Source organism: Thiomicrospira microaerophila, assembly GCF_023278225.1.
Lineage (GTDB): Bacteria > Pseudomonadota > Gammaproteobacteria > Thiomicrospirales > Thiomicrospiraceae > Thiomicrospira > Thiomicrospira microaerophila_A.
In genome coordinates, this window is sequence record NZ_CP070959.1 from 1,313,483 (window position 1) to 1,335,983 (window position 22,501).

Here is a 22,501-nt window from a genome sequence, read left to right on the forward strand (position 1 = left end):
TTATAAAATAGCTCAGCGGCTGATAAGCTATAAATTTTAAAGGAGTTCAGGTGAAATTAGACACCCTCATTTTGGGATTGGATCTGGGCACATCCGGTTTGCGTGCTTGTGTGGTTAAACGCAGCACTTGCGCTTCAACCGCTCAGGTTAACGAGACCAGCTTGACTGAGATTCGCATTCCAATGCCCATGCCACAAAAGCAGTCGCAAACCAGTCAACAAGATGCCAGCATTTGGCAGCAGGCGCTGGATAATTGCTTAGATCAATTGGCTGAGCAAGGATGGAGTCAACAGATCCATCACATTATTGCTGACGCCACGTCTTCCACGGTTTTGTTAACCGATACAAAGGGCCAGCCCGTCAGCCCGGCATTAATGTATGATGACAAGCGTGCTTTAGTTCAAGCCGCATTACTCTCTGAACAACTTGCCGAAAACTCCGGTGCATTAGGGGCGAACAGTAGCCTTGCTAAAGCTTTATGGCTTGCGCAAGCCTACGGTAAGAATCATCTGCGGCTCCTACACCAAATAGATTGGCTTAATTTTCAACTATGTGGCCAGTTTACTGCAACCGATGAAAACAACCTGCTTAAACTAGGTTATGACTCGATTAACCAGGCCTGGCCTTCTATAGTTCGAGATAAGATGCCCTATCCGCTGCCCAACGCTGTTTCCCCTGGAAGTCCGATCGGTTTTGTAAGCCCACAATTGATCAAACAATGGGGGTTTACTCCAGATTGCCAAGTGCACGCCGGCACTACCGATAGTATTGCTGCCTTTCTTGCCTCTGGCGCGTCCCGGTTGGGTGATGCGGTTACCGCACTCGGCTCAACCCTGGCGATTAAACTCCTTAGCGACACGCCTATATTTGCCAGTGATTATGGCATCTACAGCCATAAACTGAAGCATCAGTGGTTAATAGGTGGGGCTTCAAATGCAGGTGGAGCCGTTCTTTTGCATTACTTTTCGCTTGAGCAAATCAAATCATTGATACCCAAGCTCGACCTAAGCAAAGCAACCGGACTGCCCTGCTACCCCTTAATTCGACCCGGAGAAAGGTTTCCTATTGCCAACCCCGATTTCAAACCGATTATTCCAGAGAAACAACCCGCCCCCATCCTGTTACAGGCTTTAATTGAAGGCTTGGTCGACATTGAGGTTAAAGCCTATCAAAAACTTGAGCAACTGGGTGCTCCCAAAGTAAAACGACTGTTTGGTGTAGGCGGCGGCAGTCAAAACCAGGCCTGGTCAGACTTGCGCGCGCAACGCTTAACCGCTAAACTCATGACCCCGATAAGCCAGTCCGCTGCATTTGGCGTGACTCGATTAATATAGAGGCCTTTACACTTGTTATTAACAACAATTTTTTGAAATATTCGGGCTAGAATGCACTCACTTTTTTCTTGTGTAAGCTGACTCATGTAAAGTCTCGATCAATTCGGAAGCATAAATAAATGACAATTCAAGCACTTATTCAACAACTTAACCAGGCACCGGTTGATTTTAAAACCGTTATCGCCACAATTGATGCCGAATATAACTTTACTCCATGTGGGTTCAAGAATGGCGAAACCTATAATCAAACGAATACCAATAACGGATCTTGTAAGATATTTAGTTTTGCGAAGTTAAACAACTTGACCGAACAAGCGACCCTGAATGCCTTTGGCGATTTTTACCTGATAGACGTCCTCAAAAACCCGCAGGGTGATGACCATCAAAACATTCGTAACTTTATCCGGTTTGGCTGGAAAGGGATTGAATTTGAGGGACAGGCTTTAACGCTTAAATCAGCTTAGGGATAACCCGAATGTTTCATGAATTTGTGCTGAGATTGCGCAGTGCATTGGTTTCACAAGGAAACTTTCGAAGAAGCGCCGTATCCATGATTACGGCCGACTGAGAAAATATTTCTTGTGGAATCAAGGAGCAAGCAAGGTCGGTGCAAATTTGTGAAATATTCGGGTTTAATGGCTGTAAAAAAACCGGCTCTTGCGCCGGTTTTTTTATCTATTCATTTTTAGCTACTCAATCAACGCAAGCCCAAAACATCTTGCATGTCATACAGGCCATTAGGTTTAGCGCTCAACCATTGACAGGCGCGCACTGCACCATTCGCAAAGGTCATACGACTGGATGCCTTATGCGTAATTTCAACACGCTCCCCAATTCCGGCAAACATCACGGTATGGTCACCGACAATATCTCCGGCACGAACGGTTGCAAAACCAATCGTATTAGGGTCACGCTCGCCTGTATTACCCTCACGACCATAGACTGCACAGGTTTTAAGATCTCGCCCCAGCGTGTCAGCTACTACTTCGGCCATACGTAAAGCAGTGCCGGAGGGCGCATCAATCTTATGACGATGATGCGCTTCAACGACTTCAATATCAAATCCTTCATTAAGCACTTCTGCCGCCATTTTTAGCAACTTTAAGGTTAAGGTCACACCCACGCTCATATTCGGTGCGAATACCACCGGAATTTTAGTCGCCGCCTCGTCAATCGCTGCCAGGCCTGCTGAATCAAAACCGGTTGTACCAATCACGATCGACCTATTAGCCTGCACACATAATGCCAATGCCTGCAGCGTGACCTCAGGGCGGGTAAAGTCAATCAGTACATCAAAATCTTCCAGCACCTCAGCAAGGTTATCGACGACTTTTACCCCCAATGCACCTACACCGGCTAATTCACCGGCGTCCGCCCCCGTTAAGCTTGAACCGGGTCGTTCAATCGCCGCACCCAGTACCAGGCCTGGTGTATTGAATGTGGCCTCAATTAAATGCTTGCCCATTCTTCCCGATGCGCCTAAAACACCAATGCGTAATCCTTCCGTCATAGCTTCTCTCCGAAAATTTAAGAGTTCCACGGCTCTTTTTTATCTTTTGATTTATCATCAGCCTTATCATCTTCTCCTGTAAAAAAGGCTTTAACCGTATCAAAAAATGAATGCGATTTGGGGCTGTGGTGATGGGCTTGCTTACCTTGTAAACTTTCATCAAACGCTTTTAACAAATCCTTCTGCTCGTTAGTCAAATTCACCGGCGTTTCAATATTCACCTGACAAATCAAATCACCTACCCGTGAAGAGCGCACCGACTTGACGCCTTTACCGGACAACTTGAAGCGTTGACCCGACTGAGTGCCAGCCGGAATTTTTAAACGTGCTTTGCCATTTAGGGTTGGCACTTCAATTTCGCCTCCCAGCGTTGCTGTGACAAAAGATACCGGAAACTCACAGAACAACGTATCGCCATCTCGTTCAAAAATAGGATGTGACTTGACCCGCATGCGAACATATAAATTGCCACGCGGCGCGCCTGGCTCACCCATGCCACCTTCACCTTGCAGACGAATACGATCACCATTATCGACTCCGGCCGGAATTTTTACCGACAGGGTTTTATGCTTGGTGACCGTACCACGACCATTACACTTTTTACAGGGTGATTTGATAATTTTTCCACGACCATGACAGGTCGGACAGGTGCGCGCCACCGAGAAAAAACCTTGCTGAATTCTGACTTGACCCTCTCCACCACAGGTCGGACAGGTTTGTGCTGAAGTGCCGGGTTCTGCGCCCGAACCATGACAGGCGTCACAGTCTTCTTGGCGCGGAATACGAATATCGACTTCCGCTCCATTCACCGCATCTTCAAGTGAAATTTCAAGATCATACTGCATGTCATCACCGGCCTGTGGGCCACGACGACCAAAACCACCCCCGAAGATGTCGCCAAAGATATCACCGAATGCATCGCCAAAGCCGCCACCACCACTGAAACCGCCTTGCGAACCATCAACCCCGGCATGACCAAACTGATCATAAGCCGCCCGTTTTTTGGCATCCGACAAGACTTCGTAAGCTTCGGTCGCTTCCTTAAACTTATGGTCCGCATCCGGATCATCGGGGTTTCTATCCGGATGGAACTTCATCGCCAGTTTACGATAGGCTTTTTTAATTTCGGCCTCAGAAGCGGTTTTGGCTACCGAGAGTATTTCGTAATAATCACGTTTGCTCATAATTCGACACATTTATCCTTAAAAAACTCGGATAACTAACCAGCCCTGGTTGTTTATCCGAACTTTTTGGCATTAATAAAAAAGCGGCTCAATATAACATTAAGCCGCTCAAGATGATAACTAGAAATTACTTCTTGTTATCATCCACTTCTTCAAACTCCGCATCAACAATATCGTCATTCGCGTTCTTGTCACCTTGTGAGGTAGATTCGTTAGCGCCTTGTTGTTGCTTCGCCATCATTTTTTCAGTCATTTTTTGTGATGCGGCCGCTAAAGCTTGAACTTTTTCTTCAATCTTCGCCTTATCATCGCCTTTCATCGCTTCTTCAACATCTTTGATTGCCGCTTCAATCGCGTCTTTCTCAGAAGCATCAAGCTCATCACCGGCATCGGCCATCGCTTTACGCGTTGCGTGAATCATCGCGTCCGCCTGGTTACGCGTTTCAACCAGTTCTTTCATTTTGCGGTCTTCTTCCGCATGGGCTTCGGCATCCTTCACCATACGCTCAACTTCTTCATCGGTTAAACCTGAAGAAGCTTTAATCGTAATGTTTTGCTCTTTACCCGTCGCCTTGTCTTTCGCTGACACATTCAAGATACCATTAGCATCAATGTCAAACGTCACTTCAATTTGCGGCATACCACGCTGTGCCGGTGGAATATCTTCCAAATTAAACTGGCCTAACGATTTGTTGCCTGATGACATTTCACGTTCACCTTGCAATACGTGAATCGTTACCGCTGTTTGGTTGTCTTCAGCGGTTGAGAATACCTGCGACTTACGTGTCGGAATCGTGGTGTTTTTCTCAATCAGTTTAGTCATTACGCCGCCCATGGTTTCGATACCCAAAGACAGAGGCGATACGTCCAACAACAACACATCTTTCACATCACCAGACAAAACACCACCCTGAATCGCGGCCCCCATTGCCACCGCTTCATCCGGGTTAACATCACGACGAGGCTCTTTGCCAAAAAATTCTTTTACACGTGCTTGCACCATTGGCACACGGGTTGAACCCCCAACCAAAATAACATCATCAATTTCAGAGGCTGACAGACCGGCATCTTTTAATGCAATCTTACAAGGCTCAATCGAACGCGCCACTAACTCTTCTACCAATGACTCAAACTTCGCACGGGTGATTTTAATATTCATGTGCTTAGGCCCGGTCGCATCGGCGGTGATATATGGCAAGTTAATGTCGGTTTGCTCACGCGATGACAATTCAATTTTTGCTTTTTCAGCGGCTTCACGCAAACGCTGCAAGGCTAACGGATCATTGGTTAAATCCACACCTTGATCTTTTTTGAATTCCGCTACCAAATAGTCCATGATTTGCTTATCAAAGTCTTCACCACCTAAGAAGGTGTCACCGTTAGTTGATAACACTTCAACTTGCTTTTCGCCATCTAAATCCGCGACTTCGATAATCGAAATATCGAACGTACCACCGCCTAGGTCATAGACGGCAATTTTGCTGTCGCCCTTCGCCTTGTCCATACCGTAAGCCAAAGCCGCCGCAGTAGGCTCGTTGATAATACGTTTAACTTCAAGGCCTGCAATCTTACCGGCATCTTTGGTCGCTTGACGTTGCGCATCGTTAAAATAAGCCGGAACCGTAATAACCGCTTCGGTCACTTCATGGCCAAGATAATCTTCGGCGGTTTTTTTCATTTTTTGTAAGGTACGCGCAGATACTTCTTGCGGCGACATTTTTTTGCCATCAACATCCACCCAAGCATCACCATTGTCTGCACCCACAATTGTGTAAGGCACCATGCCGATATCTTTTTTCACTTCCTTGTCTTCAAAACGACGACCAATCAAACGCTTGATTGCAAACAAGGTGTTTTTTGGATTCGTTACCGCCTGACGCTTAGCAGAGTCGCCAACCAAAACTTCGCCATCACTGGTGTAAGCCACGATTGAAGGTGTGGTACGTGCACCTTCTGCGTTTGGAATAACCTTAACGTCTTTGCCTTCCATTACCGCCACACATGAGTTGGTGGTGCCTAGGTCGATACCAATAATCTTTGCCATTTGTTTTTCTCCAATATTTTTAAAAATCTGTTTAACTTGTTATGTTTAATAGGTGCTAATTTCTTTATTTCAACCATCTATTAAAATTTTTTTATGTATTTTGGACTATTGCGCTACGATAACCCTTGCAGGGCGAATTAAACGATCATTTAGTGCATAACCCTTTTGGAAAACTTCAACAACCGCATTGGTTTCATGATTAGGTGATGGAATCATTGTCATGGCTTCATGCTTTTGCGGATCAAACTTTTCGCCTTCAGGGTTGATGCGTTCTACATTAAAGTCCGCCAGAACATCTAACAGCTGCTTAAAAGTCATATCCAAACCTTCACGAATTGAATCAACCGATGCCTCAGGCTTATTCGCTGCATCCAAACCCAGCTCCAAGCTATCCGCCACAGGAACTAAGGCGTTAATTAACTTTTCTATGCCAAATTTGTGGGCATTTTCAATATCGATACGTGTGCGGCGACGCAGGTTTTCCATATCTGCCTGAACGCGCAATAATGAATCCCAATGCTGAGAAGCTTGTTGACGCGCTTCTTCCAACAATTGATGAACATCCTGCTCAACAACCTCTTCGGCCTGCTCTAAAGTTTGCTCTGAGGCTTGCTCAATATCAACCGAATCAAGCTGATCATCCTGCTTTTGATTGTTCTGTTCAGACATAAGTTTATGCTCCAATTTTTGTAAGTTACATAGTGTTTGTCTAATTGATGGGGCTGATTGAAGCCAGTTTCAAGTGATCATACAAAATAAATTTAACACTAATCGCTGCGGGATAAACTCCACCAATTGAAGTCAGCTTGTTATAATTGTCGAAATTTAATCATCACTTAATAGCAAAGAACCTTATGGATAAACATTTCGACCCAACAACGATTGAAGCCAAGTGGTATCAAACTTGGGAAAACGCCGGTTATTTCTCACCCAATACCGACTCAGACAAAGCCCCCTACTGCATTATGATTCCGCCGCCGAACGTGACCGGCAGTTTGCACATGGGACATGCCTTCCAAGACACGATTATGGATACCCTGATTCGCCTCAATCGTATGCAAGGCAAACCGACCCTGTGGCAACCGGGCACCGATCACGCCGGTATCGCCACCCAAATGGTGGTTGAGCGCCAATTGGCCGCCAAAGGCTTGAGTCGCCATGATCTAGGCCGCGACAAGTTTATTGATGAAATCTGGAAATGGAAAGCCGAATCCGGCGGCACTATCACCCAACAATTGCGCCGCTTGGGTGCCTCGCCTGACTGGAGCCGTGAACGCTTTACCATGGACGACGGCTTATCCAACGCGGTGAAGGAAGTATTTGTGCGCTTGCATGAAGAAGGCCTGATTTATCGCGGCAAACGTTTGGTCAACTGGGACCCGGTGCTCCACACCGCCGTGTCAGACTTGGAAGTTATTTCCGAAGAAGAACAAGGCAATATGTGGCATTTGCGTTATCCGCTCACCAACGGTAACGGTCACTTAGTAGTAGCCACAACCCGCCCTGAAACCATGCTGGGCGACCAAGCAGTGGCTGTGCATCCTGAAGACGAGCGTTATAAACACCTGATCGGCCAAACTATTACTTTGCCGTTAGTTGGGCGTGAGATTCCGATTATCGCCGATGACTATGTTGATCCGGCATTTGGAACCGGTTGCGTCAAAATCACCCCGGCGCACGACTTTAACGACTATGAAATGGGCAAACGTCATAACCTGCCGATGTTAAATGTCTTCACCAAAGACGCAGCGATTAACGAAGAAGCACCGGGAAAATATCAAGGCCTCGACCGTTACGAAGCACGTAAACAAATCGTCGCCGATTTGGAAGCGCTGGATCTCGTCGAAAAAATTGAGCCGCATAAGCTGATGGTGCCACGCGGCGACCGTACTCATGCGGTGATCGAGCCGATGCTGACTGACCAATGGTATGTTGCGGTGCAAGAACTGGCGAAACCGGCGATTGACGCGGTGAAAAACGGTGACATCGAATTTGTGCCGAAAAACTGGGAAAACACCTATTTTGAATGGATGAACAATATTCAAGACTGGTGTATTTCGCGCCAAATCTGGTGGGGACACCGTATTCCGGCTTGGTACGACGACCAAGGCGGTGTGTATGTTGGTCGTGATGAAGCCGAAGTGCGTGCCAAACATAATTTGGGTGATCGCCCGTTACATCAGGATGATGATGTGCTTGATACCTGGTTCAGTTCGGCGTTATGGACGTTTTCGACCCTCGGCTGGCCGGAGCAAACGCCGGAACTGGAAAAATTCCACCCGACTTCGGTATTGGTAACCGGCTTCGACATTATTTTCTTCTGGGTCGCGCGGATGATTATGATGACCCTTAAATTCACCGGCCAAGTGCCGTTTAAACAAGTTTATGTGCATGGTTTGGTGCGCGATGCCGAAGGGCAAAAAATGTCCAAGTCGAAAGGCAATGTGCTCGACCCGATTGACTTGATTGACGGCATTGATTTGGAAAGCCTGGTAAATAAACGCACCTACGGCATGATGCAACCGGAAAAAGCCGCCAAAATTGAAAAAGACACCCGCAAACAATTTGCCGACGGTATTCCGGCATTTGGCACCGATGCGATGCGTTTCACCTTTGCCTCGCTCGCCTCGACCGGACGCGATATACGGTTTGACCTCAATCGCTGTGAAGGTTATCGCAACTTCTGCAATAAATTGTGGAACGCCACCCGTTATGTCTTAATGAACACCCAAGGGTTTGATACCGGGGTCGATGAAAGCCAACCGATTGAGTTATCGCTGGCCGACCGTTGGATCGTCTCGCGCCTACAAACGCTAGAAACCGAAGTGGTGCGTCATTTTGAACAATACCGTTTTGATATGGCGGCGAATCTCTTGTATGAATTTACCTGGAACGAATACTGCGATTGGTATTTAGAGCTGTCAAAACCGATTCTTAACAAAGATTCATCCGATGCCGCCAAACGCGGCACACGCCGCACGCTGGTGCGTGTGTTAGAAACCCTGTTGCGCTTATTGCATCCGGTAATGCCTTACATTACCGAAGAAGCTTGGCAAGCGGTCGCGCCGTTAGCCGCTAAACAGGGCAAGACCATCATGTTGCAACCTTACCCAGAAGCGGACGAAAGCAAGATTGACTTGGCTGCCGAAGCCGAACTGGACTGGGTGAAACAATTTATTATGGGTGTGCGGCGTATCCGTTCGGAAATGGATATTGCACCGGGCAAGCCCCTGCCTGTGCTACTCAGCAAAGTATCGGCGCAAGACCAGGCCTGGTTGGATAACAACCGTCTGTTCTTAATGACACTGGCAAAGCTTGAATCGATTGAAGTCTTAGCCAATGAAACCGATGCGCCGGAATCCGCTATGTCACTGGTTGGCGAGATGAATATTCTCATTCCGATGGCAGGCCTGATTGACAAGGATGCGGAGTTAGCACGCTTGGATAAAGAAATCAGCAAACTCAAAGCCGAATTTGAACGTTTGAACGCTAAACTTAGCAATGAAAGTTTTGTCTCGCGCGCACCCGAAGCCGTGGTGGCAAAAGAACGTGCTAAACTAGACGACATTCAAACCGCCCTAAGTAATCTGGAGCAACAGTATGGCAAAATTGAGCAACTCTAAACTTTTGGTCACCTTAGGTTTGGCTTCGTGTTTTAGTTTACCCTTAACGCTAAACATGAAGCTAGCTCACGCTGATCAAGGATACAGCCACTATATTAGCGACCGTGTTGAAGTCCCTATGCGACGAGGTGCTGGCGCAGAATATCGTATTGAACGCATGCTACCAACCGGAGCGCCGATTAAAATTCTGGAAACAACCGGTTCTTGGTCACGGGTTGAGGTCCGCGTTAACAACCGAGATTGGACAGGTTGGGTTCATCAAATCGCAATCCAAAATGAACCACCAGCTAGAACACTTTTGACTGAGCAGCTTGAGCGCAACAATCAACTAACTGAACGGTTTCGTGCTTTAGAAACTGAACATACCGCGCTTAGAACTCAGTTTGATAATGACCGGCAAGAGCTGGAAACGATCAAACAAGCTCATTTTGAGCTGAATAATGCTTATGAAGAACTCAAACTTGTTTCTGGAAATGCGGTCGAAATAGATAATCGTAACCAAGAAATGCGTCAAATGATCAGTGATTTAGAGTCGCAAAATATTATTATGCGTGAACAAATCGCAAAATCCGAAGATACCATCAAGCGCCAATGGTTTTTAACCGGTGCAGGGGTATTGTTATTTGGTTTATTACTGGGTCGTTTTTTCAGAATGCCGCAACGACGCGGCAGCTGGGATAAAATTTAATCATCTTATTGGGCTGGTGAACTGACCAGCCCCCTCTCCTTATTATTTTTTAAAAAAACCTTCATCTGTATTCAATTTTGATGTCATCTCCAAGGCTTACTCTTTAAACCTTGTTATAGCGTTCTTCGTGCGAATCACTTACAACCATATAAAAAGCTTAAATGTGATATTTATTGATTAAATAAACTCATTTTTCCGATTTGTTGAGTGACCTGAATCCGCGATAACCTGTTATGTATTATTTTAAAAAACTAGACTGGAGAGTTTTACGATGAGCAATAAAATCGACAATAAGAAAATTGGCCCTGCTTTTGATCATGGTGAAGGCGATGAAGCACTGAGCAACCTATCTAAAAACGATCATTTTGGCGATGTGTTAGAACGCCGTATCAGTCGTCGTGCCGCATTAAAAGGTGGGTTGAGTGCGGCTATGCTAGGTTTGTTTGGCTCTGGGTTATCAGGTTGTAATGTTTTTGAATCTTCAAGCTCAAGCTCGTCAACTGGCAGCAACCCGAACCTGCTTGGCTTTAGAGCGATCCCTGTTAGTGAATTAGATACGGTTGTCGTTCCTGATGGTTACAAATGGCAATACCTTGCGCCTTGGGGACAATCCATTAGCAATCCAGATGTAGTTTATGATCTTCCTCTTACAGGAGCTCAACAAGCGGACGCTATAGGTTCACACCATGATGGTACCCATTTCTATCCGATTGAAGGCCAAGATCCTTATGAAGGCAGTTCAACAGACGGCCTACTCGTTGTTAACCATGAATATGTTGAACCGCGCTATATGCATGCATCAGCGATAGGACAAAACCTAACAAGAAGCCAGGTACCAACCTATATTAACAATGAAGGCAAGGTAAGCCGTGTGGCTGATGAAGTGTTAACTGAAATGAACGGTCATGGTGTTTCGGTTGTCCGCGTTCAACGCCAACTAAATGGTGACTGGAAAGTGGTTGCTGACTTTAGAAATCGCCGTATTACTGCCCTCACCCCCATGCAGATTTCTGGTCCTGTTCGTGGTACTGACTTTGTTAAAACCAAATACAGTCCAGATGGCACCATGACACGTGGCACGATTAATAATTGTGCTCATGGGGTTACGCCTTGGAATACCTATTTAGCGGCTGAAGAAAACTGGGCAGGTTATTTTAGAAATGGTTCTGAGCGCCCGCGTGAACAAGCACGTTATGGTGTGGGTACCGGTGCGCAATCGCGTTATGGCTGGGAACTGGCGGACCAAGATCCAAACGAAGCTTATTCTCGATTTGATGTTACCCCCAAAGCAGCCACTGCCGAACAAGATTATCGTAACGAACCTAACTGTTTTGGCTGGATCGTTGAAATAGATCCATTCGACCCAAACAGCACCCCAGTCAAGCGTACTCACCTAGGTCGTTTTGCCCATGAGGGTGTTGTATTCCACACACCGAATGAGGGTGAACCTATCGTCCTTTACTCTGGTGACGATGCTAGAAATGAATATATCTATAAATTTGTTTCAGCACAACCTTATTTCAAAGCAACGGCTGGCGGACATTTATTGGATTCGGGTACCCTTTACGTCGCTAAGTTTAATGATGATGGCACTGGCGAATGGCTCCCTCTAGTTTACGGAGTAGGGCCTCTTGTTTCACAACCGATCAATCAAGGCGAAGAGCGCGATTGTCATTGCTTCCAAAGCCAAGCAGATGTGCTTATGAACACACGCCTAGCGGCCGACCTTGTGGGTGCAACCAAAATGGATCGACCTGAATGGGGCGCAGTTGATCCGAACACCCGTCAAGTTTATTTCACACTAACCAATAATACCAGCCGCACCAATGAAGACACGGATAAAGCCAATCCACGTGGACCAAATCCGCATGGACATATTATTCGCTGGACTGAAAACAACAACGACCCAACAGCCACTCGTTTTGCCTGGGATATTTTCTTAATGGCAGGCGATAACTCAGGTGGAGTCACTCAAGGAACGGATGCAGCGGGAAATCCGATGACTGATGCCAGTATGTTTAGCTCTCCGGACGGCTTATGGATTGACAAAGAAAGTCGCGTTTGGATTCAAACCGACCAGAGTGAATCTGTTATGAATACTAATCCCGTTTATTCAATGATGGGTAACAACGCAATGCTAGCGGCTAACCCCTATAACGGTGAAGTTCGTCGTTTCTTAACCGGCCCACTGGGTCAAGAAATTACCGGCGTCATTACCACTCCAGACCAAACCAGTATGTTTATCAGCATTCAACATCCGGGAGCCACCATTTCGGCATCCGATTTTGGTGCGAATAACCTTGCTGGTAAAGGCAACTGGCCTTTTGGTGGCAATAACTACGGACGTTCAGCCAGCGTTGTGATTACCAAAGAAGATGGCGGCATTATTGGCAGCTAATTCAGCTAGAAAGCTTAAAACAAAAAACCCAGCAAATGCTGGGTTTTTTGTTGGTTTTGGCTGAACTCTAGGGTGCCAATAAAGCGGGAATCAACTCTTTAGCTTCAACATAGCCGGGAATCATTGAACCATCATCAACAATCATCGTCGGCGTACCCGTAATACCAAACTGCTGAGCATACATCATGTGCATTTGCACCGGATTCTCGCAACGCTGATTATTAGCTTCCATTCCATTTTTAGCATCATCCATCGCTTTTACCGGATCTTTATCACACCAAACCGAAACCATTTTATGATAGCTAGGTGTATTGGGCCCAGAACGTGGGAACGCAAGATAACGCACGGTAATGCCGTTTTCATTCAAGGCTTTGACTTCATTGTGAAAACGCTTACAGAAAGGACAGTCTATATCGGTAAATACTGTAATAGTCCGTTTTTCTTCTCCCTTCGCTTTAAAGGTGACCATGCTCTGTGGATCAATCTCTGCTAAAACCTTAACTCGGGCCTGATCTTTTGCGATTTCAGTTAAATTTTCCCTGCTATCCAAATCAATCAGATTACCATTGAATAGGTATTTAGCATCTGCTGTAATATAAATCACATTCGGCCCCAAAACCACCTGATAAAGCCCTTCTACTTGACTCTTGGTAATATCTGCACTGGGTGCGGTGGGAATAACCTGATTCAGTTTTTGTTGAATTTTAGCTACTGTGTCATCTGCCAAAGCATTGACACTAAGGCTGGCTGCAACCAGGCCTGGTATAAAGGTTTTAAGAAGTGTTCTAAACATACTATTCCTGTTAAATTTTAAAAGTTAATTTTAGCCACGCGGATGATGCTGTTGGTGAAGATTTTTTAATCGTTCTTTGGCCACATGAGTATATATCTGAGTGGTCGATAGATCACTATGACCTAGCAGCAACTGCACCGTTCGCAAATCTGCCCCATGATTAATCAAGTGAGTTGCAAACGCATGCCGTAAACCGTGAGGCGATAGTTTACCAGTGATGCCTGCGATTTGCGCAAGATTATGTATTCTATGCCATAAGGTTTGTCGCGTCATACTACGACCAATTCTTGAAACGAATAGAGTTTCAACCCATTTCTCCCCCGTTAAATTCGGTCTTGAATACCTTAAATAACGAGACAGCCAGTCGGTCGCATGCTCACCTAAAGGCACAATTCTTTCCTTATTTCCCTTACCTGTCACCATAACCAGGCCTGCTGATAAATTCATTTGTGTCAAGGGAAGGTTCACCACTTCGGACACCCTCAAACCCGTCGCATACATCAACTCTAGTATTGCCCGATCGCGCAGACCTAAATCTGTTTGGGTATCTGGGGCATTGATTAAATCTAGAATGCTTTGTTCCGACAATACATTCGGAATAGCTGCCGTCACCCTAGGGGATTTGATCAGGTCGCAAGGATTAATCGACAACCACGCCTGCTCTAGCGCAAAGCCATAAAAGCGTTTCAGTGATGACATCATCCTTGCCATAGAACGGTCTGAACGCTTTTGTTGTTGAAGCGTCGTTAAAAAAAGCTGAAGATCTTCCCTTCCAAGACTTAACCAGGCCTGGTTCTCCAAGCCCCCCAAATAAACTGCAAATTGTTTTAGGTCTGTCTTATAAGCCGAGCGCGTATTAGCACTGAGACCTTCAGACAAATAGAGATGTATTAAAAAATTTTCAAGTGCTTGAATAAATGGCATCAGCTTAACCTACGAAATAAAAACCCCGCATTCGCGGGGTTAAAACTCATTTATCAAAACCCGATTAGGCTTTCGATGTTTCAATCTCTTTGGCAATTTTTGGTTTATCTTCCTCATCAGGATCTGATGGGAAATAAGTTTGCCAAATATAGTACATCAGTGGGATGACAAATAGCGTTAAGATGGTTGAAGAAATGACTCCAAAGATCAAGGAAATCGCTAAACCACCAAACACCGGATCAGGAATCATCACTATCGACGCAAAGATAATCGTCAAGGCAGTTAAAATAATCGCTTTAGATCGTACCTTGCCCGCTTCAATCACGGCATCACGTAACGGAATGCCCTCACGTCGATATTCTATGATAAAGTCAATCAACAGTAACGAGTTCCGCACTACGATCCCCGCGAGCGCAATCACCCCAATCATTGAAGTCGCGGTAAAGGCCTGATCCAACCACCAGTGACCCGGGAATACCCCAATCATTGTTAAAGGAATCGCACCCATAACGATAAAGGGCACCATAAATGAACGATAATAGCCGACCAAAATTAAATAGATTAATACCAATGCCACCATAAATGCACTCCCCATGTCACGGAACACATCTAGGGTTAAACGCATTTCACCACCCCACAACAGGGTGTAATCGGTCACATCTTTTGGCTGAGCTTCCAAAAAGCCGAGGTTAGCAGTTTGAAAGGTCACACCTGATTCCGGCAAGGTTACATTATCAAGCATTTTATCCAGCGTTAAAACTGCATAGACCGGGCTAGAGCGTAAAAGTTCACCGCTCACCATAGTCATAGAATGCTGGTCACGCCCCATAATCGGCTTGGCTTGGATTCTTTCTTCAATCGTCGCAATTGCTGATAACGGCACAGCATCACCCGAGAACGAATTGACCCTTAAAGTTAATAACTGTTCAGGAACACTGCGCTCAGAGCGCGGTAAACGTACCACGATATTGACAGGTTCACGCACGTTATCTAAGTGCATATAACCCAATGCATAACCATTAATATAATCTCTTAGCATCTTGCTAACCGACGCTGGGGCAATACCCAACAGGTTCGCTTTTTCACGATCAATTATAATTTCATAGCTAATCGTATCATCAGTGACCGAATTATCGACGTTAATCATGCCGTAAATTTGCTCGAACTTCGCATTAATTTCGTTTGCGGCTTCTCGCAACTTGTCATAATCTGGCCCATAAAGCTCTGCCAATATCTGCGCGGTTACGGGTGGACCTGGCGGCGTTTCATAGATTTTCACCTTCGCCATAGGAAAGTCCTGACGAACTAAGGCAAGCGTTTCATGTAATTGCTGCGCAATTTCATGCGAACTCAGACTGCGCTGCTCTTTTTCTAGCAAATTAACACGTATTTGCGCAAAATTAGAACCTTGCTTAATCAAATCCCCACGCACTAGTGCAGCAAAATCTATTGGAGCAGGCATACCCACATAAACGCTGTAATTCGCCACGTAAGGCGTTTTAGAAAGAATATCACCTACAAAACGCACCACACGATCGGTTGCTTCAGTTGCGGTACCCGTTGGCATATCAACCTGCACCAAAAAGGTATTAGTATTATCAAACGGCAACATTTTGACTTCTACACCCAGCGGATGCAAAGGATTATTCATTCCGTCTTCGCGTACAAATTGCAGTGCCGGTTGAACTAAGGCAGCAAACAATGAGATTAATACCACACCTAAAAATAGATTACGTTTAGTGCGACTTTCAATCATTGGAATAATGATTTTGGCATAACCACGCTGTAACCAATCTTCTTTTTTCGGATGGGGATTCTCAATGCTTTCTGTTTGCTCCATTTTTTGAATGGCTTTTTTGCCTAACCAACGATAAGCCGCATAAGGCACCAGCATATAAGCAATCAACAAGGAAGCAATCATTGCAATCGGCACGTTGAACGGAATCGGTGCCATAAAAGGCCCCATCATACCGGTTACGAACAACATTGGAATAAAAGCAAGAATAACCGCTAGGGTCGCCACGTTAGTAGGATTACCAATTTCGTTAGTCGCGCGTACCAATAAGGTATCAAGATTTTTAGGATCAACGCCATCTTTGATATGGCGATGAATATTCTCAATCACCACGATCGCAGCATCCACCAGTAACCCTAAAGATAAGATCAACGCAAACAAAGTAATGCGGTTAAGGGTTTGTCCAAAAATTAGACCAACAATCAATACTACAAATAAAATAAGCGGTACAGTCAAAGTCACAATCGCAGCTTCACGCCACCCCAGTGAGAACATCAAGATAATCACCACCGCAATAATTGCAATAATCAAGCTATCTACCAACTGGTTAACTGCTTTATCCGCCATTTCCCCATCATCACGCGTCACCACCACCTCGATATCAGCGGGTAACATCGAGATCTTTAACTCTTCAAACTTAGTCAGTACTGCATTAGCCACATGCACTGCATTAGTGCCTGGTTTTTTGGCAATCGAAATCGTAACGGCAGGGAACTCTCCACGCTTATGCGCCTCAGCCGCTGGACCAAAACCAATACGCGTATGAATTTCTTCTTCAAGTGGGCCATCTACAATTTCAGCGATATCACGCAAAAAAATGGGCTGGCCTTTGTCAGCCCCAATAATAATTGACCCGACCTCATCAGCATTACCAAGATAACCGTTAACACGAACCTGGCGAGTTTGATTATTAGAAACCAGGTCACCGACCGGTAAAGACACATTTGAACCCAGTAGCATTTCACTAATGTCATCTAATGAAAGCCCAGTCATTGCAATTTTTTGTGAGTCCAACCAAACATTGACCGCGCGCTTGTGTCCACCGACTACATCGGTAAACGACACACCTGGCACATTACGCAATTGTTCAACGAGTTTAAGACTAACATCGCGCAAGTCAAAACCATCCATGCGCTCAGAGGTCAACGTAAGCGTCATAATTGGCACGTCATCGACGTTGATCGGCTTAATAATCGGCTGCTGAGTAGCTGGTGGCATGCGATCCATATTCTGCATGACCTGGTTATAAACCTTCACCAAGCTGTCTACTTGGTTTTCACCCACCTTAAACTGAACCGTAACTACACCAAAATCGCTAGTAGCATAGCCAAAAGTATTCTCAACCCCAGGCAGCGCATTCATAATCGCTTCAAGCGGCTTCACGACCATGTTATTGACCTCTTCCGGTGTTGCGCCGGCTTTGGGTACCAAAATATTGGCCGCAGGAACCACAATCTGCGGATTATATTCACGAGGCGTGATGTAGAGTGAAAGTAATCCAGCCAACATAATCGCGATCATAATCATCATCGTGATTTTTGAATGGATGAACATTTGGGCAATTTTGCCCGCCATATTTAACTTTAATTCTTTGTCTTCTTGGGCACGCGTGCTCATTATTAAGCTCCTGTAGTTGCCGAATCAAAGATCACGCGATCACCATTTACCAGGGTTTGATTGTTAGAAACCACCACCTGTTCACCGACATCTAAGCCCGCTTGAACCTCAAAATGACCATTTAAGTTTTCGCCAATACGCACCATCCGAAAACTCACCAGATTATCGGCTCCGACCACAAACACGCCTTGAATACCTGCGCGGGTTACTAAGGCTTCAACAGGCAATAAAATCGCCTGACGCTCCCCCCTTACAAAACTAATGCGTGCAAATGTGCCCGAGTTGACATTATTAACTTCAGGCAAGCTCAATTTTGTCGTGTGGCCTCTAGTACGCGGATTAGCAGCCGCCACCAAAGAATAAATCTCACCGGTCATCGCATTCGCCACACCATCTACCTGGATTTGTGCTGTGTCGCCAACATTCAATACCGCATAAAGATCTTGAGAAACTTCAGTTTGCACACTGAGCGAGCGCAAGTTTTCAATCACGACTATTGGATTGCCCGGTGCCGCAAGATCACCTGCTACCGCCATTTTTTGTACAATAACCCCATCAAAAGGTGCGCGAACATTGGCATAGTTCAATTGAAACTCTGCTTGCTCTAGGCCGGCTTTCGCTGCTGCCAAATTCTCCTGTGCAACACTATACTGCAAACGTACTCCGTCAAACTGTTGACGAGAAACGGATTCTTCTCTCAGCAATTGCGAAAAACGATCAAAATCGGCTTTTGCGTTTTCCAGCGCGGCCTGAGCTTGCTGATATCCCGCACGCGCTTGAGAAATTTGACTTTGGATATCTTGAGGATCAATCTCAAATAACAAATCACCTCGCTTGACATGCTGGCCTACCTGAACGGGAATACTGCGAATGTAACCCATTAAGCGCGATGCAATTCTGGCCTGCTGATCTGGCACCACAGAACCTGGCACACTCGCCACAAGAGGCACAGTACCTAAATTAACCATTGCAACTGTAACGGTATGTTCAGTAACCTCATACTGTGGGGTTTCGGCAGTTTTTTGATCTGGCAAACAACCTGCCAAACCGAGGGCGACAGCCAGCACACTTAAACCCATAATTTTATTTGAAAGCTTCATCATGTTCTTTTATCCTTAATTATTAGTTATATCTGATTATGCTGCATACGGCCGATAGCTAACAACACCTGTGCTTTTTGCATATTAACGCTAAACTGAGAACTTACTAATTCCGCACGTGCTTTATCAAGTTGCGTTTGACCTGCCAAAACCTCAGTCATGGTCGCCACACCTGTTTCGTAACGCCGCGTGATTAAAGTCTGAGCCTCTGAAGCATATTCAACCGCAGCCTGACTTGAGGTCACTTTTTTCAACCCATTTTGGTACTCCCGCCAAGCCTGTAACAAGCCCATTCGAACTTTCTGTTCTTCAGCTCGCATTCTAGCTTCTTGTTCGCGTACACTGGCATTCGCTTGATCGACAGCGCGATCGGTCATGCCGAAATCCGTTATTTTCCAAGAGGCGACTGCAGCAATCGTATAAGAGTGCGCGCTAAAACCAATCGTGTCATCATTCCAATCTGAGCGCGCCATTAAATTCAAGCTAGGCATTTTATCGGATTTTGCCAATCGAACTTCAGCTTGACTGGCTTGAACCTGGTGACGCATAGCGATCAATTGAGGATTGGTATCCATAGCCATTCGAATCATTTCGTCTAGGGCTAAATTTGGCAACTCAATGGCAACACGCTCAGCAACATCTATCGGTGCATCCGCAGACCATCCCATAAGGGTTCGCAAACCATCAAAAGCAAGCAACTCCTGATTTTTAGCCTGTTCATGCATCAGTTCAATTTCTGCACGATGTGCTTGTGCACTCAATAATTCAGAACGCACTACCACACCTTGGCGCACCAAATTTTGTGTTGTTTGAATGTAAGCATCAGCCGCCAGTAAAGCTTGTTCAGCAACCTGGATAAAGGCGCGTGCAGCATGAACACCTTCGTAAGCTTCATATACAAAGTAAGTCAACATCTGCTTAACGGCCTGATCTCCTTGCTGCGCAGCATGAAGCATCGCACTCGCTTGCTGCTGAAAACTTTCAACCTTTCCACCGTTGTAAATAGGCAAAAGCATTTCAACCCGAGTATTCAAGTCATTGTGGCTACCTGGTTTATTTAAATCGCGAGGTCGCGTATCAAAGGTAGATGTTGAACCAGGCCCAGGCGCTTCCGCAAAGCCAAAATCACCAAAGGTCGCTTGACGTTGTTGTAATTTCATCCCGAACACATTCAAAGCATTATTAGAATGTGAACCGGTAACCGACAAGGTAAATTGAGGCATGCGGCTTAACTTGGCTTGATCATAAGCGGCACGTGCCTGATCCATTTGTGCGGCAGTAATATCACGCTGAGGATTTTGAGAAAGGGTCGTTTCAACACTGGTTTTAAAATCGACCGTTTGCGCCACAACAAGACCCGGAAGCGTGAAAGACATAGCCAACACTAATGTTTTTAGTTTCATTTAAGCATCCTGTAAAATTCTAAGATAAGGGGGTGATCTAAACAAACCATTCGTTCGCTAGAATATAGCCTTTATTGAACAGCTTAACAAACACATTAAGATATAAGAAAATTCTAATATTATATATTAGAATTTTCTTATATACCAGCTTCCATTTAATATTTCATTTTGAAATTAAACAATTGCCGATAGAATTTTTTTTAACCAAACCAGTTCGCCATGAAAAAAATGTCCTGCGGATTCACGCCAATAGACATCAGGCCGAGGTTGAATGCCGCGCATCCAGTTGGCAACCTTATAGGCAGGCACAACTTCATCTTGACCGCCTTGTATTAAACTCCATTTAACCCTAGACGGAATAACGATCTCATTAAAATCATATAAATTAACCGGAGGTGCGACCGTCACCAACCATTGCGCCTCCAATAGCTGAGCTTGCAGTAAACCAATATAACTGCCAAACGAAAACCCGGCTAAGGCAAGAGGCAATTCACCAAATGAACCCTGCGCCCAATTGACTACCGCTGCTAAGTCTTGCTGCTCACCCTTGCCATGATCATAAAAGCCCTCACTCTGCCCCACCCCCCTAAAGTTAAACGCCACCGTTTGCCAACCCGCCTGAGCATACACCCGCTCCATCGTAGTGACCACCTTGTTATTCATCGAACCATCATACAAAGGATGAGGATGGCACAAGACGACCAGTCCTAAAGGTGCCTTACCCAGGGCCAACTGCCCGATACGACACTCCAACTGGCCTACCGGGCCTTTAACGAAAGTTGCTTGCGTTTTTTGAAACATCACCTATCCTATCAAGCCAAAAAGGAGCGCTTAGTATGCCACAAAAAACACTGATTATTGATGATGCAATACCCTATGCCGAAGCTATTTTTAGCCATTTAGGACAGATCAAACTCATACCAGGTAGAGATATTAACTCAGATACTGTTAAACAAGCCGATGCCATAATCATACGCTCTCGTACCCAGGTTAATGCAGCACTGCTCGATACAAGTCCCGTGCGTTTTGTTGGCAGCACGGTAGTTGGCCTTGATCACATTGACCAGGCCTGGTTATCAAAACAGGGGATTCATTTTTACTCCGCACAAGGCTGCAATGCAAACTCAGTGGCAGAATATGTCATAAATGGTCTTCTCGAAATCGCTGAACAAAAAAACTGGATCCTGCCCGAGATGACACTAGGGATTGTTGGGGTGGGTCACGTTGGCAGGCTAGTCAACCAAAAAGCCAAAATTTTAGGTATTCGCACACTGTTAAATGACCCACCTCGTGCTCGTTGTGAAGGGAAAAACGACTTCTGTTCACTTGAGTCCTTGCTTAAAGAAGCCGATATTATTACCCTACATACCCCCTTAACGAAAACGGGGAGTGATCCAACCTTTCACCTGTTAAACGAAAACAATCTAAAACTTATTAAACCGAATGGGATGATAATCAATGCCGCTCGCGGTGGCATTATTGACGAGCAGGCCTGGTTAAAAATCAACAACTCGGCAAATATAATTGATTGTTGGCAAAACGAGCCAAACATTAGCGCTGAACTCTACTTCAAAGCGGATATTGCTACCGCTCATATTGCTGGCCATTCACTTGAAGCCAAGGTGGCTGGCAGCGAGATGGTTTACCGACAGCTCTGTCAATTCTGGCAAATTGAACCGAAAACTGACTGGAAACAACAGCTGCCGCCCGCTCCCACTGCACTCGAACCCGTTGCAACTGACAACGAGCAGCGAGCTTTATATCAAATCATTAAGCAAACCTATGACTTACGGCTTGATGACCAGGCGATTAGATCACCAGACATTAATCAAGTTCGGGCAGGTTTTGAATTACATCGCCGCCAATATCCAATCCGTCGAGAGTGGGCACTGCACAAATTGAAAAAAACACCTAATAAACGCCTTAATCAGACACTCGAAAAGCTTGGGTTTATGCTATATTAGCTACTGCTAATATTAGCGCATTAACAAGTTCTAATAAATTTTTGTTATTCGAGAACAAAAAAATTGATTTTCTCTTTTAGCCAATAGAGGAGTAATCTAGGTCACGAACTTGCAGAATGCACAA

The 22,501-nt window shown here is 45.4% G+C and carries 16 protein-coding genes; 6 read left to right on the plus strand and 10 right to left on the minus strand.

Translation table 11 applies throughout. The features are described 5' to 3' along the window. Window positions 1–50: 50 nt before the first annotated feature. Complete coding sequence (locus JX580_RS06425; RefSeq protein WP_248849732.1) at window positions 51–1,334, plus strand: FGGY-family carbohydrate kinase; 1,284 nt, start codon at window positions 51–53, stop codon at window positions 1,332–1,334. 119 nt (window positions 1,335–1,453) lie between these two features. Then, window positions 1,454–1,798 (plus strand): HopJ type III effector protein, encoded by a 345-nt coding sequence (locus JX580_RS06430; RefSeq protein WP_248849733.1) that lies wholly within the window; start codon window positions 1,454–1,456, stop codon window positions 1,796–1,798. 233 nt (window positions 1,799–2,031) lie between these two features. Here JX580_RS06430 and dapB read toward each other — a convergent pair whose 3' ends face one another. The 4 genes from dapB to grpE form a co-directional block, all read right to left on the minus strand. Then, window positions 2,032–2,844 (minus strand): 4-hydroxy-tetrahydrodipicolinate reductase, encoded by an 813-nt coding sequence (dapB, locus tag JX580_RS06435; protein ID WP_248849734.1) that lies wholly within the window; start codon window positions 2,842–2,844, stop codon window positions 2,032–2,034. Between the two features lie 17 nt (window positions 2,845–2,861). Further along, a complete protein-coding gene (gene dnaJ, locus JX580_RS06440) occupies window positions 2,862–4,028 on the minus strand; it encodes a molecular chaperone DnaJ (protein ID WP_248849735.1) in 1,167 nt (388 codons plus the stop codon). A 127-nt stretch (window positions 4,029–4,155) separates the two neighbouring features. Then, window positions 4,156–6,072: a molecular chaperone DnaK gene (gene dnaK / locus JX580_RS06445; RefSeq protein WP_248849736.1), complete on the minus strand. Its 1,917-nt coding sequence runs from the start codon at window positions 6,070–6,072 to the stop codon at window positions 4,156–4,158. 105 nt (window positions 6,073–6,177) lie between these two features. Next, window positions 6,178–6,756, minus strand: coding sequence for a nucleotide exchange factor GrpE (gene grpE, locus JX580_RS06450; RefSeq protein ID WP_283103571.1), 579 nt, complete (start codon window positions 6,754–6,756; stop codon window positions 6,178–6,180). Between the two features lie 170 nt (window positions 6,757–6,926). Here grpE and JX580_RS06455 point away from each other — a divergent pair, with 170 nt between their 5' ends. The 3 genes from JX580_RS06455 to JX580_RS06465 all read left to right on the plus strand — a co-directional run bounded on the left by JX580_RS06455 (window position 6,927) and on the right by JX580_RS06465 (window position 12,781). Further along, window positions 6,927–9,695 (plus strand): valine--tRNA ligase, encoded by a 2,769-nt coding sequence (locus JX580_RS06455; RefSeq protein WP_248849738.1) that lies wholly within the window; start codon window positions 6,927–6,929, stop codon window positions 9,693–9,695. Then, a complete protein-coding gene (locus tag JX580_RS06460) occupies window positions 9,673–10,383 on the plus strand; it encodes a TIGR04211 family SH3 domain-containing protein (protein WP_248849739.1) in 711 nt (236 codons plus the stop codon). Before JX580_RS06455 ends, JX580_RS06460 begins: the two co-directional genes overlap by 23 nt. A 271-nt stretch (window positions 10,384–10,654) precedes the next feature. Then, window positions 10,655–12,781, plus strand: coding sequence for a PhoX family protein (locus JX580_RS06465; protein WP_248849740.1), 2,127 nt, complete (start codon window positions 10,655–10,657; stop codon window positions 12,779–12,781). A 67-nt stretch (window positions 12,782–12,848) separates the two neighbouring features. On the opposite strand, the gene JX580_RS06470 is transcribed toward JX580_RS06465, so the two are convergent. The 6 genes from JX580_RS06470 to JX580_RS06495 all read right to left on the minus strand — a co-directional run bounded on the left by JX580_RS06470 (window position 12,849) and on the right by JX580_RS06495 (window position 21,214). After that, on the minus strand, window positions 12,849–13,574 hold the full coding sequence (locus JX580_RS06470; RefSeq protein WP_248849741.1) for a DsbC family protein: 726 nt from the start codon (window positions 13,572–13,574) through the stop codon (window positions 12,849–12,851). Between the two features lie 30 nt (window positions 13,575–13,604). Next, window positions 13,605–14,498 carry a site-specific tyrosine recombinase XerD gene (gene xerD, locus JX580_RS06475; RefSeq protein WP_248849742.1) on the minus strand — a complete coding sequence of 298 codons (894 nt, stop codon included), beginning with the start codon at window positions 14,496–14,498 and terminating at the stop codon, window positions 13,605–13,607. Between the two features lie 64 nt (window positions 14,499–14,562). After that, on the minus strand, window positions 14,563–17,910 hold the full coding sequence (locus tag JX580_RS06480; protein WP_248849743.1) for an efflux RND transporter permease subunit: 3,348 nt from the start codon (window positions 17,908–17,910) through the stop codon (window positions 14,563–14,565). Between the two features lie 2 nt (window positions 17,911–17,912). Continuing rightward, a complete protein-coding gene (locus tag JX580_RS06485; protein WP_248849744.1) occupies window positions 17,913–19,013 on the minus strand; it encodes an efflux RND transporter periplasmic adaptor subunit in 1,101 nt (366 codons plus the stop codon). A gap of 23 nt (window positions 19,014–19,036) precedes the next feature. Continuing rightward, window positions 19,037–20,413, minus strand: a complete 1,377-nt coding sequence (locus JX580_RS06490; protein ID WP_248849745.1) for a TolC family protein — start codon at window positions 20,411–20,413, stop codon at window positions 19,037–19,039. A 174-nt stretch (window positions 20,414–20,587) separates the two neighbouring features. Further along, entirely contained in the window at window positions 20,588–21,214 is a 627-nt protein-coding gene (locus JX580_RS06495) for an alpha/beta hydrolase (protein ID WP_248849746.1), read from the minus strand. A 35-nt stretch (window positions 21,215–21,249) separates the two neighbouring features. On the opposite strand from JX580_RS06495, the gene JX580_RS06500 reads away from it, so the two are divergent. Next, window positions 21,250–22,377, plus strand: a complete 1,128-nt coding sequence (locus JX580_RS06500; protein ID WP_248849747.1) for a 4-phosphoerythronate dehydrogenase — start codon at window positions 21,250–21,252, stop codon at window positions 22,375–22,377. Window positions 22,378–22,501 lie beyond the last annotated feature (124 nt).